15 protein-coding genes are annotated in these 16,803 nt (G+C 64.1%); 4 read left to right on the plus strand and 11 right to left on the minus strand.

What is annotated here, in order from left to right; translation table 11 throughout:
• Nucleotides 1–14 precede the first annotated feature (14 nt).
• The 8 genes from WNZ15_RS12095 to WNZ15_RS12130 all read right to left on the minus strand — a co-directional run bounded on the left by WNZ15_RS12095 (nt 15) and on the right by WNZ15_RS12130 (nt 9,006).
• Nucleotides 15–446 (minus strand): carboxymuconolactone decarboxylase family protein, encoded by a 432-nt coding sequence (locus WNZ15_RS12095; protein ID WP_342893237.1) that lies wholly within the window; start codon nt 444–446, stop codon nt 15–17.
• Nucleotides 447–570: 124 nt separating this feature from the next.
• Nucleotides 571–1,905: a sigma-54 dependent transcriptional regulator gene (locus tag WNZ15_RS12100; RefSeq protein WP_342893238.1), complete on the minus strand. Its 1,335-nt coding sequence runs from the start codon at nt 1,903–1,905 to the stop codon at nt 571–573.
• A gap of 14 nt (nt 1,906–1,919) precedes the next feature.
• Complete coding sequence (locus WNZ15_RS12105; RefSeq protein WP_342893239.1) at nt 1,920–3,704, minus strand: ATP-binding protein; 1,785 nt, start codon at nt 3,702–3,704, stop codon at nt 1,920–1,922.
• Between the two features lie 199 nt (nt 3,705–3,903).
• Nucleotides 3,904–5,016, minus strand: a complete 1,113-nt coding sequence (modC, locus tag WNZ15_RS12110; protein ID WP_342893240.1) for a molybdenum ABC transporter ATP-binding protein — start codon at nt 5,014–5,016, stop codon at nt 3,904–3,906.
• Nucleotides 5,003–5,710: a molybdate ABC transporter permease subunit gene (gene modB / locus WNZ15_RS12115; RefSeq protein ID WP_342893241.1), complete on the minus strand. Its 708-nt coding sequence runs from the start codon at nt 5,708–5,710 to the stop codon at nt 5,003–5,005. The genes modC and modB overlap by 14 nt, the downstream gene beginning before the upstream one ends.
• Before the next feature lie 6 nt (nt 5,711–5,716).
• Nucleotides 5,717–6,532 carry a molybdate ABC transporter substrate-binding protein gene (gene modA, locus WNZ15_RS12120; RefSeq protein ID WP_342893242.1) on the minus strand — a complete coding sequence of 272 codons (816 nt, stop codon included), beginning with the start codon at nt 6,530–6,532 and terminating at the stop codon, nt 5,717–5,719.
• A 49-nt stretch (nt 6,533–6,581) separates the two neighbouring features.
• Nucleotides 6,582–7,400: a carbon-nitrogen hydrolase family protein gene (locus WNZ15_RS12125; RefSeq protein ID WP_342893243.1), complete on the minus strand. Its 819-nt coding sequence runs from the start codon at nt 7,398–7,400 to the stop codon at nt 6,582–6,584.
• A gap of 7 nt (nt 7,401–7,407) precedes the next feature.
• Nucleotides 7,408–9,006 carry a GMC family oxidoreductase N-terminal domain-containing protein gene (locus tag WNZ15_RS12130; RefSeq protein WP_342893808.1) on the minus strand — a complete coding sequence of 533 codons (1,599 nt, stop codon included), beginning with the start codon at nt 9,004–9,006 and terminating at the stop codon, nt 7,408–7,410.
• Between the two features lie 155 nt (nt 9,007–9,161).
• On the opposite strand from WNZ15_RS12130, the gene WNZ15_RS12135 reads away from it, so the two are divergent.
• Together WNZ15_RS12135 and WNZ15_RS12140 are read left to right on the plus strand one after the other, a co-directional pair.
• Nucleotides 9,162–9,617: a DUF1203 domain-containing protein gene (locus WNZ15_RS12135; protein WP_342893244.1), complete on the plus strand. Its 456-nt coding sequence runs from the start codon at nt 9,162–9,164 to the stop codon at nt 9,615–9,617.
• Between the two features lie 161 nt (nt 9,618–9,778).
• Nucleotides 9,779–10,612 (plus strand): isocitrate lyase/phosphoenolpyruvate mutase family protein, encoded by an 834-nt coding sequence (locus WNZ15_RS12140; RefSeq protein WP_342893245.1) that lies wholly within the window; start codon nt 9,779–9,781, stop codon nt 10,610–10,612.
• Nucleotides 10,613–10,782: 170 nt separating this feature from the next.
• On the opposite strand, the gene rsgA is transcribed toward WNZ15_RS12140, so the two are convergent.
• Nucleotides 10,783–11,877, minus strand: a complete 1,095-nt coding sequence (rsgA, locus tag WNZ15_RS12145; protein WP_342893246.1) for a ribosome small subunit-dependent GTPase A — start codon at nt 11,875–11,877, stop codon at nt 10,783–10,785.
• 231 nt (nt 11,878–12,108) lie between these two features.
• Nucleotides 12,109–13,278, minus strand: coding sequence for a citrate synthase family protein (locus WNZ15_RS12150; protein ID WP_342893247.1), 1,170 nt, complete (start codon nt 13,276–13,278; stop codon nt 12,109–12,111).
• A gap of 76 nt (nt 13,279–13,354) precedes the next feature.
• Here WNZ15_RS12150 and WNZ15_RS12155 point away from each other — a divergent pair, with 76 nt between their 5' ends.
• Nucleotides 13,355–14,458: a citrate synthase/methylcitrate synthase gene (locus tag WNZ15_RS12155; protein WP_342893248.1), complete on the plus strand. Its 1,104-nt coding sequence runs from the start codon at nt 13,355–13,357 to the stop codon at nt 14,456–14,458.
• A gap of 24 nt (nt 14,459–14,482) precedes the next feature.
• On the opposite strand, the gene WNZ15_RS12160 is transcribed toward WNZ15_RS12155, so the two are convergent.
• The gene (locus WNZ15_RS12160; protein ID WP_342893249.1) at nt 14,483–15,418 is read right to left on the minus strand and encodes a LysR family transcriptional regulator; all 936 of its coding nucleotides are present in this window, start codon (nt 15,416–15,418) and stop codon (nt 14,483–14,485) included.
• Nucleotides 15,419–15,563: 145 nt separating this feature from the next.
• Here WNZ15_RS12160 and WNZ15_RS12165 point away from each other — a divergent pair, with 145 nt between their 5' ends.
• Nucleotides 15,564–16,739, plus strand: a complete 1,176-nt coding sequence (locus tag WNZ15_RS12165) for a cytochrome P450 (protein WP_342893250.1) — start codon at nt 15,564–15,566, stop codon at nt 16,737–16,739.
• The last annotated feature ends 64 nt before the right edge of the window (nt 16,740–16,803 follow it).

Genomic DNA, 16,803 nt, shown 5'->3' on the forward strand with positions numbered 1-16,803 from the left:
GTGCGGGACGCCTGTCAGTGATTGGAGACCTGTATGCGGTTCCAGAGATTGATCATGGCAACGGCCGAGGTGATCGCGCTGATCTGAGCATCCTGATAGTGCGTCCGCAACTCATTGCGCAGGCTTTCGTAGTCGGTGCGCGGGTCCAGCTCCGTCAAGGCCTCGGTCCAGGCGAACGCGGCCTTTTCCGCAGGCGTGAAATCGTCCACGTGGCGCCAGACGATCACGCGCTGCAGCCGCTCCTGGCTCTCGCCGTCAGCCAGGGCCTCGCTGATGTGCATCTTGACGCAATAGGCGCACTGGTTGATCTGGGACGCCCGCAGGTCGATCAGGTGACGCAGTTTCGGCTCCAGACCGGACTTGCCGATCTCCATGCTCGCAGCGGCAAGGCGCTTCACGATCTCCGGCACGTTTTCATGATGATTGATGGCGGCAGGGTGTGTCATGGGTGTCTTTCCATTGTGGGTCATTGACAGGGTCACACCTGATTGACGAATGGACGGACTGGTTTGTGACACGCGGCCAGAAAAATAGTCTGGAACCGGCAGCAGGAAACTTACCGCCCCGCGCTCAAACCGGCGGACCGTCGTCCTTGCCGAGCCCGTATTTCCGCATCTTCTCGTAGAGCGTCTTGCGGGACAGGCCAAGATTTTCGTAGGTCGGCTTGATGGCGCCGTCGTTGCGTTTGAGTTCGGCGGTGATCAGGGCCCGCTCATAGGCGGCAACCTGCCCGAACAGGGTCGCGCCGGCACCCCCGGCAGGTTCGGTGACCTGCTCCACCCCGAGCACGAACCGGTCGGCGACATTGCGCAATTCGCGCACGTTGCCGGGCCAGTCCCGGGTCATCAGACCAGCCAGGTATTCCTCGCTGATATCCGGGATTTCCCGCCGGTAGCGCGCCCGGGCCTCCACCGCGAGATGCTGGAACAGAAGCGGAATGTCCTGCAGCCGGTCGCGCAGCGGCGGGATGACGACATTGACCACATTGAGCCGGTAGAACAGGTCGAGACGGAAGCGGCCCTCGTTTCCCGCCGTTTCAAGGTCCTCCTTGGTGGCCGCGATGAAGCGCACGTCGAGTTCGATCGCCGTGTTGGAGCCGAGCCGCTCGATGGTACGGGACTCGATCACCCTGAGGAGCTTGACCTGAAGTTCCTGCGGCATGGATTCGATCTCGTCGAGAAAAACCGTTCCGCCATGGGCATGTTCCAGCTTGCCGATACGCCGGCCGCTGGCGCCCGTGAAGGCACCTTTCTCGTGGCCGAACAGTTCCGATTCGATGATCTCGGCGGGCAGCGCGCCGCAATTGAGCGCAACAAACGGCTTGCGGCGGCGCGGCCCCTCGTCATGCAGAGCCCGCGCGACCACCTCCTTGCCCGACCCGGTCTCGCCCAGGATGAGAACATCCGCGTCGGTCGATGCCAGCGCGGTGACATTGCGCCGGAGCAGGTCCATGGCGGAGGTCCGCCCGACCAGCCGGCTTTCCAGACCGGTGCGGTCCGCCAGTTCCTCGCGCAGCTTGCGGTTTTCCAGGACAAGCCGCCGCTTGTCCAGCGCGCGCTCGGCCACGGAGGCAAGACGTGCTACCGAAAACGGTTTCTCCATGAAATCATAGGCACCGGCGCGCATGGCCTCAACGGCCAGCGGCACGTCGCCGTGGCCCGTTATCAGCACGACGGGCAAGGCCGGATCGATCTCGAAAGCCTTTCGCATCACCTGGAAACCGTCTGTTCCGGGCATGCGGATGTCGGTCACCAGGACACCGTAGAAGCCCCGGTTGATCCGCTCCAGCGCGTCCGCCGGAGACCCGGTCGCGAACACTTCGTGACCGGACAGCTCCAGCCCCTGGCTCAGGGAGCCGCGCAGGTCCTCTTCATCGTCGATCAGCAGGACTGTGGCCTGATCCATGAGCCTCTTTCTTGTTATTCCGCCGCCAGAACGCCCCGGTCCGCGACCGGCAGGCGCATGGCGAATTCCGCACCGCCACTATCCCGATTCGCCGCTTTCAGCGACCCGGAAAAGTCATGGACGATCTTGTAGGCAATGGACAGACCGAGGCCGAGCCCCGCGCCGACATCCTTGGTCGTGAAAAAGGGATCGAAAATCTGCGGCATGTCTTCGGCGTGGATGCCCGGGCCGTTGTCGCTTACCGTCAGCACGGCCACGTCCCCTTCCCGGTGCAATGCCAGCCGGACCTGCGGAGACGGCACTCCGCCGACCGCGTCGAGGGCGTTGGACAGGAGATTGATGACCACCTGCTCCAGACGGATGCGCCCGCCCTTGACGATGATGTCCTCCCCGGGCACGGCGATGTCCAGCCGCACATTGCTGCGCTTGATTTGCGGTTGAAGCAGCAGTGCCGTTTCGTCGATGACCTGGCGCAGGGACACCGGCCTGATGTCCGTGCCCGACTTGCGGGTGAACCCCTTCAGGGTCTTCGCGATCTCGGCCATGCGGGTCACCATGCCCTCGATCCGGGCGAGATTCACCTTGGCCTCGGGCGCGCGGCCGCGTTCGATCAGCATGCCGGCGATTTCCGCATCCGACCGGATGGCGGCGAGAGGCTGGCTGTATTCGTGGCTCAACGCTGCCGACATCCTTCCCAGCGTTGCCAGTTTGGCAGCCTGTACCAGTTCGGCCTGGGTCAGGCGCAGACTGGCCTCGGCCTGCTCGCGTTCGCGCACTTCCTGCTCCAGGCGGACATTCGCCTTGCGCAGATCTGCGGTCCGGCTCTGCACACGGCGCTCCAGCCGCAGGGCCTCGGCCCTGGCCCGCCGTTCCTGGCGGACGAATTCGGCGCGGCGGGCGATCAGGGTCGCAATCCCGCCCGCAGCGATCACACAGACCAGCAGCGCCACCAGAAGCGCCCAGCCGGATCTGTGACGCGCATCCTCGATGGCGACTTGCGAGCGGACCTGCCAGCCCAGCGCTGCGACATTCTTGCTGAGGCGCAGGTGGTAATCCGGTGCGATCGCCGGCGGCAGCAGCAGCTTCAGTCGCCCGGTCGCGGACATCCCGGCGATGTTGCGCCCCGTATCGAGCGCATCAACCTGCTTGCCGCGCCACTCGGGCACGTTGGTGACCACCACCCGGCCGCTGGTATCCAGAGCGAAGATGGTATCCTTGCTGAGCGCCCAGGCCTGCTCGACATCGTCCAGGCTGACCCTGACCGCCAGCACCCCGACAATCGTGTGACCCCGGCGCAACGGCGAGGCGAACACGTAGTTCGAGGAGGTTTCCGGGGTTCCGATTATCAATTGACGGCCGAGCTGCCCCTGCATGGCCTGATCGAAGGCCTGCCGGATTTTCTCCGCGCCGCCGATCGACCCGGCGGCAACGCCGTCCCGGCTGGAGACCACCACATTGCCGCCGGCATCCATCAGCCAGACTTCCTCCGCACCCGACATGCCAGCGGCAATCGCGGTGATGCCCGGGTCCGGCGCCGTGCCGTGTCGGGACAGCAATTTGACGGTGTTGCTTTCCCGTGCAAGCAGCGGTGACAGCAGGCGAAACTTGTCGAGTAGCTGTTCGAGCACCGCCGTCTGCACCGCAAGATTGGCTTTGGCGCCGGTCTCCAGCTCCGCGAGCGTGATCCGCAGGCTCGCGTGCCCCGTCAGCCACAGGATCAGAAGCGTCGCCGCGACCAGCACCGAACCGATTCCGATCTTCAGCTTGCGCCAGGTTCTGCGCTGGGGTCTGCTCAACATGGCCCCAGTATACCCTGGCTGATCCCCTGGTGGAACAAAGTCAAAGGCATTGCCTGCATCAAAAGAACACTTTCCGGTCATGGTGACGTTGCGATTGCCCGGTTCGGCTCGCCCGGCAACGCGCGCTGCGGGGCATCTTGCAGGCGATGAACCGCCGCGGATGGGCCGGACAGGTGTTTCAGCATGATCGGGAAGGGTTCTAGCCGGCAGGAGAGAAGACCGGCGCCGGCACCCGCTGCCGCCGGTCGATGGCCACGCTCTTGATCAGCACCGTGACGGTCTTGCCCGTGTGAAGGCCGAGGTCCGCGACGGAAGCTCTCGTGATCCGGGCGCGGAGGGTCTGGCCGCTGACCGTACACAGAATTTCGGCATAGGGTCCAGTCTCGCTGGAGATGCTGCTGATCGTCGCGGCAAACGCATTGCGGATCGACAGGCCCTCGGGCGGCTTGACGGCCAGGGCGACGTCCCTTGCCCGGATGCGCAGGCGCACCGCCTCGCCGACGCCGGCCACCCAGTCCGGGATCTGCAGGACCGCGCCGCCGATGTCGACGTCGGTCAGGCCCCATTCGGGATCGAAGCCGGCCACGGTCCCTTCCAGCAGCGCGCCGGCCTCGTGGCGCCCGGTCGCGCGGCCGAGATCGGTGCGCGCCAGCATGTCGGCCACCGGACCGAAGGCCGGTGTGCGGCCTTCCGACAAGATCACCAGCGTGTTGGACAGGCGCGCAACCTCCTCGATGGAGTGGCTGACATAGAGGATCGGAATGCCGGCTTCCCCGCAGAGGCGATCGAGGTAGGGCAGAATGTCGTTGCGCCGGCCCTGGTCGAGATTGGCCAGCGGCTCGTCCATGATCAACAGCCTTGGGTCGGACAGGAGTGCGCGGCCGATGGCCACGCGTTGTTTCTCGCCCCCCGACAGGGTCCGCGGCATCCGGTCGAGCAGGCCGCCAAGGCCAAGCAGGTCCGTGACCTCACCCATGTCCCGTGTTCCCCGGCGCCGGCCGGCCCAGCGCGCATAGGTCAGGTTGGCCTTCACGCTCAGATGCGGAAACAGCCGGGCATCCTGAAAGACATGACCGACATGGCGCGCCCGGACCGGCAGGTCGATGCCCCTGTCCGCATCGAACAGCGTGGTGCCGTTGACGGAAATCCGTCCACTGCGGGGCCTGATCAGCCCCGCGATCATGTTGGTCAAGGTGGTCTTGCCGGCGCCGGACTGGCCGAACAGCGAGGTGACGCCGCCGCTGCTGCGGAAACAGGCTTCAAGGTCCAGTTGACCGATCCGGCCCGTGATGTCGACCTCAAGCATGCCCACCCCCAACGCGCGCCCGCAACCGGCGGGCCAGCACCTCGGACGCGATCAGGGCGGCAAACGCCACGACCACAGCGATCAGGGTGAGCCGGAAGGCGGCCAGATCGCCACTGGGGGTCTGGGTCGCCGTATAGAGCGCCAGCGCCAGAGTGCGGGTCTCGCCGGGAATGTTCGACACGAAGGTGATGGTGGCGCCGAATTCACCCATCGCCTTGGCGAAACCCAGGATGGCGCCGCCGAGAATGCCGGGCAGGGCAAGCGGCAAGGTGACCGTCACAAACGCGATCAGGCGGTGCGCCCCGAGTGACCTGGCCGCCTCTTCCAGTTTCGGATCCACCGCCTCGAAGGAAATGCGGATCGGCCTGACCATCAACGGGAAGGCCATGACACCGGCGGCCAGCGCCGCCCCGGTCCAGTTGAAGGCGAAGCTGATGCCGAGGGTGTTTTCCAGGAACGCGCCCGCAAAGCCCTTGCGGCCGAAGGCGAGCAACAGGACATACCCCGTGACAACAGGTGGCAGAACCAGCGGTAGATGCACCAGCGCATTGACGATGCCATGACCCGCGAAACGGGTCCTCGCCAGCAGAAAGGCGACCAGAACGGCAAGCGGCAGCGCGACCAGAAGGGCGGCGGCGGCAACCTTGAGCGTCAGGACAAGTGCCTGCCATTCAGCGGGCTGAAGATTGAAGAAATCCACGTGCGGTCAGTCTGCTGTTTCCGGTCCCGGGCCGGTGATGGATTGCCCGGGTGTCGCTTCGTTATCGGCCACAAAGCCGAAGGAACGCAAGATTTCCTTTGCGGCGGGTCCTGAGAGAAATTCCAGATAGGCCTGCGCGGCCGGATGCCGGCCGGTGGCGGTCAGTGCCGCCAGATAACGGATCGGCGGATGACTGTCCCGTGGAAACTCATAGACGATGGCGACATCCGGTTCGACCAGGGCATCCGTCCGGTAGACCAGCCCGAGCGGCGTGTCGCCACGGGCGACCGATGCCAGGGCGACCCGGACGTTTTCCATCGGCGCGAGCGCGCCTGACACCGATTGCCACAGGCCCGAAACCTCAAGAGCGGCCTTGCCGTAGCGGCCGGCCGGCACGGTATCCGGGTCGGCCATCGCCAGGCGGTGGCCGTCAAGCCGTTCTGCAAGATCCCCGGCCACCGGCGTCAGCGGCACGCTGCCTTTCGGTCCGATCAGGACGAGGGCATTGGAGGCGAACTCCACGACCGTTTCGGCCCTGACCGACCCGGCCTGCCGGACGTAGTCCATCCAGGCGGCGTCCGCAGACACGAAGACATCCGCCGGGGCACCGGCTTCCACCTGCCGGGCGAGCGTGCCCGTGCCGGCGAAGGAGAACACCAGCGGTGTTCCGGTTTCCGCCATGAACGCCGTGCCAATCTTTTCCAGAACCTCGCGCGTGCTGGCGGCCGCAAAAACGGTAAGAGGCCGGTCCGCATGCGCAGGCAAGCCCGCAAGCGTCGAAAGGATCAAGGCCGTCAAGAAGCCCAGAAGGTATCTGCCCATGCCGCTAATCCTGGCATCCTTCGGCGCGATCTCCGCATTCCGAAAGGACTCAATAGTCGGAAGACCTTTTTCGCTTGTCACGATAGATACCTCCCTCTCGCGCTTTGGCGCGCCAGGGCCGGGCCCTGGCAAGCGCCACTTCATAGGCCGGATCCTCCCTGTCCAGATCCGCGACGGCGAAAGCGTCATCGTTTTTCTGAACCGCCTGGGTGATCGGGTCTCCCTCGGGTCCGCATATGAAGGCCGGATACTTGTGGGCCTTTTGCGCTGGCGGCGATGCAATGATCCAGCAACAGTTCGAATATGCATGTGCCTGAAGTGCCGTCTTGAATTGCTGCGTAATCCCATAACTCGCGAAGAGGACTGCGTCCGCACCGAGCCGTTCATACTCGGCAAACAGTTCCGGAAAGGCGGCTTCAATGCAGATGGCACAGCCGAAGCGGAAGCCGTCGATCGTCACCACGAGTGGATCGGTTCCCGGCATGTACCAGTCGTTGACCTCGGAATTGGACAGGAACCGCTTGTCGTAGCGGCCGGTAATCAGGCCCTGATCCGAAATGACAACGAGGCTGTTGGTCGGGTGTTTTCGTTCCGAAACCGGATGTGCGGAACCGACAACGGCATGGATACCGCAAGTCTTGCAGGTGGCGGCAATCTCGGCCAATTCGCGATCCAGCTGCGCCCAGTCGTATCTCAGCCAGTCGGACGGCGCGGCCACCTGAACCTTGGAGTAGCCGGACAGGGCGCCTTCGCAAAACAGGACGAGACGAACCTGCCGCTCCGCCGCCTGCCGGATGCTCTCGCGGATGGTTCTGCCGTTTTCGGCGACGTCTGCGGAGACGAAGGTTTGGGCTGCGGCGACCTTCATTTCCTGTTCAAGCCCGCCGGTCCTGCCGGATCATGTCGGCCCCCTTCTCGGCGATCATCACGGTCGGGGCATTGGTGTTGCCAGAGGTGATCGTCGGCATGACGGAGGCATCGACGACGCGGATGTTGTCGAAACCGCGCAGACGCAACCGGCCGTCGACGACGGAGCCTTCGTCCGTGCCCATCCGGCAGGTGCTGACGGGATGAAAGATCGTCGTGCCGATATCGCCCGCCGCCCGCACCAGGTCGTCCTCGTCGGTGTAGTCCGGACCGGGCAGATATTCCTCCGGCTGATACGGTTGCATGGCGGGCGCCGCCATGATCCTGCGGGTCAGGCGAATGGCGTCGGCCGCAACACGCCGGTCGGCCTCGGCGGACAGGTATTTCGGCAGGATTTCCGGCTGGTCGCCACGATCCGGCGAGGTGATATGGACATGGCCGCGGCTTTCCGGACGCAGGTTGCAGACGCTCGCGGTCATGGCGGGAAACGGGTGCAGCGGCTCACCGAATTTCGACAACGACAACGGCTGCACGTGATATTGCACGTTGGCGGTCTCGAAGGACGGGTCGGTTCTGGCGAAAACGCCGAGCTGGCTCGGGGCCATGGCCATCGGCCCGGACCTCTTGAGCAGATATTCCAGGCCGATTTTCGCCTTGCCGACCCAGGATCTGGCCATCTCGTTCATGGTCAGCGCGTTGCGGACCTTGAAGACCGGTCTGAGCTGAAGATGGTCCTGAAGGTTCTCTCCGACGGAGGGCAGGGCGTGGCGCGTCTCGACCCCGGCCTTGCCCAGGACGTCCGGATTGCCGATGCCGGACAATTCCAGAAGCTGGGGCGAGCCGATCGCGCCTGCGGCAAGGATCAGTTCTCCCGTGACCGCAAGGCTTGCGGGTTCTCCGCCAACGCTCATGTCCAGTCCACTCGCCACGCCGTTTTCAAACTGGATCCGGTCGACATGCGCTTCCGTCAGAACCTGAAGATTGGGCCTGTTTCTCGCGGGCCGCAGAAACGCCTTGGTGCCGTTCCAGCGCAAGCCGGACTTCTGGGTCACCTGGAAATAGGCGGAGCCGAAATTGTCGCCACCGTTGAAATCCGCGGTCTTGGGGATGCCGTTCTGTTCACAGGCATCGCGGAAGGCGTCGAGAAGCTCCCAGGAGATGCGCTGCTCCTCGACCCTCAGGTTGCCGCCCTGGGCGTGCACGTCGTTGTCCCAGGCGTAATGATCCTCGGACTTGCGGAAATAGGGCAGGACATCGTCCCAGCTCCAGCCGCTCAGGCCAAGCTGGCGCCAGTGATTGTAGTCGCGGGCCTGGCCGCGCATGTAGATCATGCCGTTGATCGACGAGGACCCGCCCAGGACCTTGCCGCGCGGGTAGACCAGCGAACGCCCGTTCAGTCCCGGGTCCGCCGCCGTTTTGAACCCCCAGTCCACGCGCGGATTGCCCATGCAATGCAGGTATCCGACGGGAATGTGGATCCAGATATAGTTGTCGCTCTTGCCGGCCTCCAGCAGCAGAACCCTGACACCCGGATCCTCGGACAGCCGGTTGGCCAATACGCAGCCCGCCGTTCCCGCGCCGACAATCACATAATCCCACGCACCCAGATCGCGCATGTTTCCTCCGAGGTTCTGTTTCGTGAAAACAGACACGGCGCAGCGGACGCGGTCAAGTCACCCGTTCAGACGGGCCTCGCAAATCGGGTCGCTGCTGCGTTTGCCGCCGCCTAAGGTCGCGTCTCACCATTCCAGGAGACCTACCGATGTTTCAGATCCATCCCCTGCCCGCCGCCGAATTCGCGCACCTCAACGGTCTTTCGGACCCGGATCTCGCGGCACGCAACGTGCAGGTTCACATTTCCGACGGCGCTTTCCCCTGCCGTGTTTCCCTGGCCGATGCCGCCGCGGGCGAGCGGGTGTTCCTGCTCAATTTCGAGCATCAGCCGGGCGACACGCCGTACCGTTCCCGGCACGCGATCTTCGTGAAGGAAGGAGCCGTCGAAACCCGTCCGGCACCCGGTGCCGTGCCCGAGGCCATCACCTGCCGCCTGCTTTCGGTGCGGGCCTTCGACAAGAACGATGACATGATCGACGCCGAAGTTGTCGAAGGCACCGACGCCGGTCGCCAGATCTCGACCTTCTTCGACAACCCGCAAGTGGCCTATATCCATCTGCATTTTGCCCGGCGCGGCTGCTTTGCAGCGAAGGTCACCCGGTAAACGGTGTGAAGCGCGGGCTTTTTCCCGGTCAACCGGTTCCTGAAAACCGGTCTGACCGGACCTTGGCGCGGTGACCGCAGGTCGCACATAATGGAACCGCATTGTGTCTTTAATCTTTAAGGGTGCATTATACGACTTCACCACCATAAGGAGAGATGGCCATGCAGACCGTTGCCGAACGCCGTGCCGCCTTCAAAGCGCTTCACGAAACAGGACGGGCCTTCCTGATGCCGAATCCGTTCGACACCGGGACCGCACGTATCCTGGACGGGTTGCGGTTCGATGCCCTGGCAACGTCCAGTGCGGGTTATGCCTGGACGCGCGGCGTCAGGGACGCGGAAGGTCTGATCAGCAGGGACCTTGCGCTTGCGCACGCCGCCGAGATCCTCGGCGCCACGAACCTGCCGGTGAACGGCGACCTGGAAAACGGTTTCGGTGACGCTCCCGAGGACGTCGCCGACACGATCAGGGCGGCCATCGAGACAGGTCTCGCGGGCTGTTCGATCGAGGATTACACCACCGACCCCGCGCATCCCTATTATGCCCACGACCTGGCAGTGGACCGGATCAGAGCGGCCGCCGAGGCGAAGAACGCCCTGGCACCGGATTTCGTCCTGACCGCGCGCAGCGAGGGGCCGGTCCAGACCCCTTATGAGCTGGAAGAAACAATCCGGCGTCTGAATGCCTTCGTCGAGGCCGGTGCCGACTGTGTCTACGCACCGCAACTGAAGGACAAGGACCAGATTGCCGCCATACTGAAGGCGGTGAATGCGCCCCTGAACATCCTTGCGGGCCGCAGGAACTTCCATCTGACCCGCAAGGAACTGGGGGACATGGGCGTGACCCGCGTTTCCATCGGGGCCGGCCTTGCCCGGGTCGCCTACAAGGCCTTTACCGAAGCGGCGGTGGACATCAAGGATGGCGGTGCCTTCGGCAGTTTCGACAGGATGAACGACACCGTCGATTTCGAATCCTTCATGAAGGCGAAACCCTGAGCGACACGAATGCCGGCGCGATCGCCGGCAGCCCCGCAAAGGCGCAACCGTCCCGTGACATGCCAGGTCACGGGACGATGCGTGCATGCCGGAGATTCGGTTCCGGTGGATCTCATGACCTTGACACTTGAGCGGGGGACAAACCGCAGACTAGTGTCAGATCCGATCCGCTAGTCGGGAATCCCTTTGGTCTGCTTCTTCTGTTTCATGATGCCGCGGACCATTTTACCGAAGGCCTTGTCCCTGGACCGCCGCTCGGAGAGGCTGGCGGAGTTGAATGCTTCCTCCGCCTTGAGCTTGCGCCACCGCCGGTGCCTGGACGGCTCAAGATGTCCGGCCCGGATCGCTTCCTGAACGGCACAGCCCGGTTCCGTTTCGTGCTGACAGTCCCTGAACCGGCACGCGGCCGCCAGCTCGGTCAAATCCGCAAACAGATCCTCGATGCCGGAGGCCGCGTCGGTGAGCTGCAATTCGCGCATGCCGGGCGTGTCCAGAACAAGGCAGCCCCCGGGAACCCGATGCAGCTGACGGCGGGTGGTCGTGTGGCGTCCCTTGGCGTCGTCTTCCCGGATGCCTTGTGTTTCGATCGACTGCGTGCCTGCAAGAGCGTTGGTCAATGTCGACTTACCGACCCCGGACGAGCCGAGAAACGCGACCGTCTGTCCGGTTTTGCACCACTCGGCCAGGACCTCTCCCGGCTCTTCGCCGCGGGCGTCAAGCGTGACAACCGGAACCAGGTCCGAGATCGCGCGCGCCTGATCGGCATAGCTCCGGGCATCGTCGACCAGGTCGGATTTCGTCAGCACGATCACGGGACTGATTTCCGCTTCCATGGCGGCCGCGATGTAGCGTTCCAGACGGGCAATATTGAAGTCCTGGTTGCAGGACGAGACGACAAAGGCCGTTTCGATGTTGGCGGCAATGAGCTGGACCTTCCGGTCCGTTCCCGGCGCGCGCCGCTTGAGCAGGGACTTGCGCTCCAGAACGCGGCTCGCGGCGGGGTGCTCGCGGTCCAGCAGAATCCAGTCGCCCACCGTCGCATCCAGGCGCGGCGGAATGGCTTCGTCGATGTCGGCGCCGATCACATGCAGCGCGTTGCGGTGCACTTCAACAACCCGGACCGGGGGCGTGGCCGCGAGTTCGTCAGAGCTGATCTGTTGAGCAAAAAACGATTGCCAGCCGAGCATCTGCAGTGGAGATGACAGCTGGCCGGGTCCCTCGGGCTTGTCCGCCGAAGGAAAGAAACCGGAGTATTTACGTGGCATTGGATGTCTCTTGATTTAAACACACGTCTTCGAGCGCCCTGTCGGGGCACCGGTTCATGCATTTACGGCTCTCCGGTCTTCAGAGAGCCGGATCACACAAGCTCTGACATCCAATCTCCATGTTCGCGCATCACATGCGCTGACTTGAAATAGCTCCTGATCGCCAGGTTTTCAAGCGTTGCCTGCCTTTGCCCGCCGTTTTCCGCCATTTCCGGAAAGTCTTTGCCGGCACTATTCCGGCCGTTCGCCCACATAGGCCGCCCTCGGGCGGATCTGCTCCGGGGCGGCATATTGCTCGAGCGCATGGGCGATCCAGCCGGTCATGCGCGCGGCACAGAAAATGATCTTGCCGGCGTCCTTCGGCAGGTCGTAGGTCTTTTGAAGCGCAGCCAGCACCAGATCGATGTTCGGCGCCACGCCGAAAAGATCCCGGGCAACACCGATCAGTCCGGGCAGGCGCCGCACGAACGGATGGTCCGGTTCACCGCGGTAAAGCACGTCCAGAAGGCACTCGGCGCGCGGATCCTTTTCACCATAAATGACATGACCGAAACCGGGCAGGGTTTCCCCGCGGCTGAGGCGGTCTGCAAGAACGGACTCGATATCGGTTTCCGGAGTTATGTCTGAGAGCCAGGCCGTCGCCCGATCGGACGCGGCGCCGTGGCGCGGACCGGCAAAGGCGCCAAGTCCGGATATCAGAGCCGCGTGAAGAGGGGCCCGCGTCGAGGCCGCGCAACGGGCCGCGAAAGCGCTGGTGTTGAGCTCATGATCCGCGCACAGGACGAGGGCAGCCCGGATCACGTTTTTCGCCGCAGCGCCCGCGCCGAACGCAGTGGCAATCTGTGTGTGGACCGGAATGGCCACCGGCTTCGCGTCCAGCAGCGCCGCCACCGAATACCGCAGCAGCGCGGCGCCCTTCAACTGCAGCAGTTGCGGCGCCTGGGTGTAGGCGGCCCGGTCCTGCAACGGCCATGCGGCAAGCGCCATCATCAGCCTGTCAAGGGCCGCCAGGCCCGCGGGCAGCGCCGGCGGCGGCAGGGGCGCTGCCTCCGCGAAGGGGTCGTGTTCCGACGCCCAAAGCAGGGTCGCGACCGATTCCAGCGTGGAGTTCTGGGCAAGATCGCGCGCGCGCCGGCCCCGGTAGACCGGCCCGTCTTCGGAGATGAGCGTCAGTTCGGTTTCCAGAACCGGATCGCCCGTCAGGGGCCGCTTGCCGGTCTGGTCCTCCGCCGCCTTGCGGCCCTTCAGACGGCGCACATCCGACGCATCGTAACGGCGCTGCTTGCCGTGTCCCGCAACCGACGAGATCTGCCCCCGGCTGACATAGGCGTAAAGGGTTGCCGGCTGAACGCCGAGTTCGGCGGCCGCCTCGCGGGCGGAAAGATAAATCGGCTTGCTCATTCATTGATTGTATTTATCAACATTGATCAATGCAATGACTTCTTCCTATCTGGCGCGAACAAACAAGGAGATGATCATGACCGAAGCGCCGAACCCCGCCCGCATGACACCGGACCCGACCGCCGGACTGGAAGGCATCGTCGCCGCAACCACACGGCTCAGCCATGTCGACGGCCAGAACGGTGTCCTGATCCTGCGAGGAAAGCGCCTGGAGGATCTTGCCGGGACAATATCGTTCGAAGGGGCGGTCCGGCATCTCTGGCAGGATCTGGAAATCGCCGGCAGCGACAGTCTGTCCGCAGGGTTCGGCCAGGCCCGCATCGCCGCTTTTCAGGTGGTGCCGCTGCTGGAACAGGCCCCGCCCGGACTGGCGGTGTTCGAGCGCATGCAGCTCGGACTTGCCGCCCTGCCGGAGACGAACCGGCCCGGCGATGCGGCCACCATCACGGGCGCCCTGCCGGTGTTGCTGGCGGCCGCTCACAGGTGTGCGGCCGGATTGCCTCCGCTCGCCCCGGACAGCACGCTGGACACGGCAACCGATCTTCTGCGGATGCTGACTGGAGTGCGGCCGCCGCAAAGCCATGTGGAGGCGCTAAACCGCTATCTGGTGACCATTCTCGATCACGGACTGAACGCCTCCACCTTCACGGCGCGGGTGATCGCCTCCACACAGGCGGACCTGAAACAGGCGGTTCTGGGGGCCATGGGCGCCTTGAGCGGGCCGCTCCATGGCGGGGCCCCGGGTCCGGTGCTGGACATGATCGATGCCATCGGGCACCCGGACAACGCAACCGGCTGGATCGGTGGCGCCCTGGCCCGGAAGGAGCGCCTGATGGGGTTCGGCCACCGGATCTACCGCACCCGGGATCCGCGCGCGGATGTGCTCAAAGCCGGTCTGAAGGCCCTTGGCGCGGACAACCCGAAGGTACAGTTGGCCGAGCGGATCGAAACGGCGGCCCTTGCCGCGCTGCGGACAGCCAAGCCTGACCGGCCGCTGGAGACGAATGTGGAGTTCTATACGGCGGTGCTGCTGGATGCCATCGGCATCGACCGGAGCCTGTTCACACCGCTGTTCGCCGCAGGGCGCACAGCCGGCTGGTGCGCCCACGCGCTGGAACAGCAGCGGACCGGCAAATTGATCCGGCCGTCGTCACGCTATGTGGGGCCGCCGGCCGCCTGAGGCCTTTTTCCGGGGAGGCTGGCGTCAAGGTTCCCATGCCTGGACCTGGCCTTCCTTCCGGTTTCGGCTGTTCAGCCGGTAGACCATGTCGCGCACCCACACATGAATGGGAGACCGGTGATTGAGGCTGGTCCAGACAAGGCCGATCGTAACCGATGTCCTGACCGGACAGGTCATCACCCGAAGCCCCGCGCTGACGGCGTTCGACAAGCGTTCAGGAACGGTGGCGACCAGGGTCGATCCCGCCACCAGACGCTCCAGTCCGGCCGGGCTCGGCACCCGAAGGGCCACCCTCAGGTCCTTGCCCATACGCTCGAGCTCGATCAGATAGCGCGAACGCCATTGTCCGCCATAGGTGACGAGCACGTGGTCAAGGCCGAGATAGTCCTCAAGGCTGAGCGGCGCGCCGGCATTGGGATGCGCCGGATCCAGCAGGCAGACATAGCGGTCCCGGTAAAGGTCACGCTTGTAAAAATGCGGATCGGACCGTTCGAAGGGCCCGATCAGGAGGTCCGCCTCGTTGCGCATCAGGCGTTCATGGCCGATGCCGGACGCATCGATGATTTCCAGCTCGAGGTTCGGTGCCTCCCTGGTCAGGGTGTGCACGATTTCCGGAATGATCAGCACGCGTTCGTAAAAATTGCAGGCGATGGTGAATTTCTGCCTGGCCGTCCTCGGGTCGAAGCCGGGCGGTGCGGCCAGTTGCCGGAATTCCGAGGTCAGGCGCCGGGCCTGACGAACGATGTCCTCACAGCGGGCCGTGGCGTCGAGGCGGCGGGCCTGACGGACAAACAACGGATCCTGAAACACGTCCCGCAGCTTGTTGATCGTGTAGCTGACGGCCGACTGGTTGACACCCATTTCTTCGGCCGCCCGCGTGAATGAGCGCAGCCGGTGAACGCTGATCAAAACCTGAAGGGCGCGAAAATCGACCGCCATTGGATCAACCGGTATCGTCATCAGACTTTCCTTCCCGATGGTTCCAAGCCGCGCAGGGTGCGTTAAATCAAAAAATTCGATGCTATTCATAAAGTCAATCGTATTGCCTGATTTAATGAGGGTCGTTCTACTGTCCGCCAGTGCCGGATTTGGGAGGAGATGGCAGATGGCGACAGCACCGGTCGACGAGAGCCTGACCCTCGAGCAACTGACACGGGACCCTTATCCGATCTATCGAAGGATGCGGGCGGAGACGCCGATCGTGCGGGTGCCGGCGGCGAACCGGATCTTTCTGACCAGGGCGAAACACACCAGAATGGTGAAGGACGATCCGGAGCTGTTCAGCTCGGACGACCCGGTGACGCCCATGCGCAGGGCGTTCCTCGCCCACACCCTGATGCGCAAGGACGGCGACGAGCACCGCCGCGAACGCATGGCAATGCAGCGGGCCTATTCCCCGAAGGTCATCGACACGGACTGGGCCGATCTCTACCGGAAAATCACCGCCGACTATCTCGACCGTCTGCCGCGCGGCGAAACGGTCGACGTCTTCACGGATCTTTGCGGGCCTGTCGCGGCCCGGATCCTGGCGCATGTCCTCGGCCTCGACGACGTCAGCGATGCGGACATGCAGCGCTGGTCCCAGGTGCTGATCGACGGCGCCGGAAATTTTGGCTTCGCCGAGGAACCGTTCCGGCTTTCCGACGCGGCCAATGCGGAGATGGATGCCGTGTTCGAGCAGTGCATTCCGCGGCATCTGGCCGAACCCAACAATTCCGCCCTGTCGGTGATGCTGAACGCGCGGGATCCGATCTCGAAGGGCCAGATGTTTGCGAATATCAAGATTGCCATCGGCGGCGGCATCAACGAGCCGCGCGATGCCCTGGCAACCATCATCTACGGGCTGCTGACCAACCCCGACCAGCTTGAGGAAGTCAAAAGACAGGAGGCCTGGGCGGATGCTTTCGAGGAGGGGATCCGATGGGTCGCGCCGATTCAGGCATCATCCCGGCGTGCCACCCGGGATCTCGTTATCGACGGCATCGACATTCCCGAAGGCGTGACCCTGATGACCATCCAGGCGTCGGCCAACCGCGACGAAGCCCTCTTTGAAGACGGTGAGGTGTTCAATGTCTTTCGCGCGAAAGCGCCGCATCAGGCCTTCGGCAGCGGCCCGCATCATTGCGCGGGCGCCCATGTTTCACGGCGCACCGTCGGAGACATCATGCTGCCGATGCTGTTCGAGCGCTTTCCCGGCATGACACTGGACAGGCCGGAGGACGTGGTCTGGAGCGGCTTCGGATTTCGGGGGCCTTTGAACCTGCCCGTCAGACTGACGTGAGCGAACGGGGTCACCACCCGCGCCGAATAGAACAGCAGAAGCGCATACACGACAAGGGAGGACA

Source organism: Roseibium sp. AS2, from assembly GCF_038900065.1.
Classification (GTDB): Bacteria; Pseudomonadota; Alphaproteobacteria; order Rhizobiales; family Stappiaceae; genus Roseibium.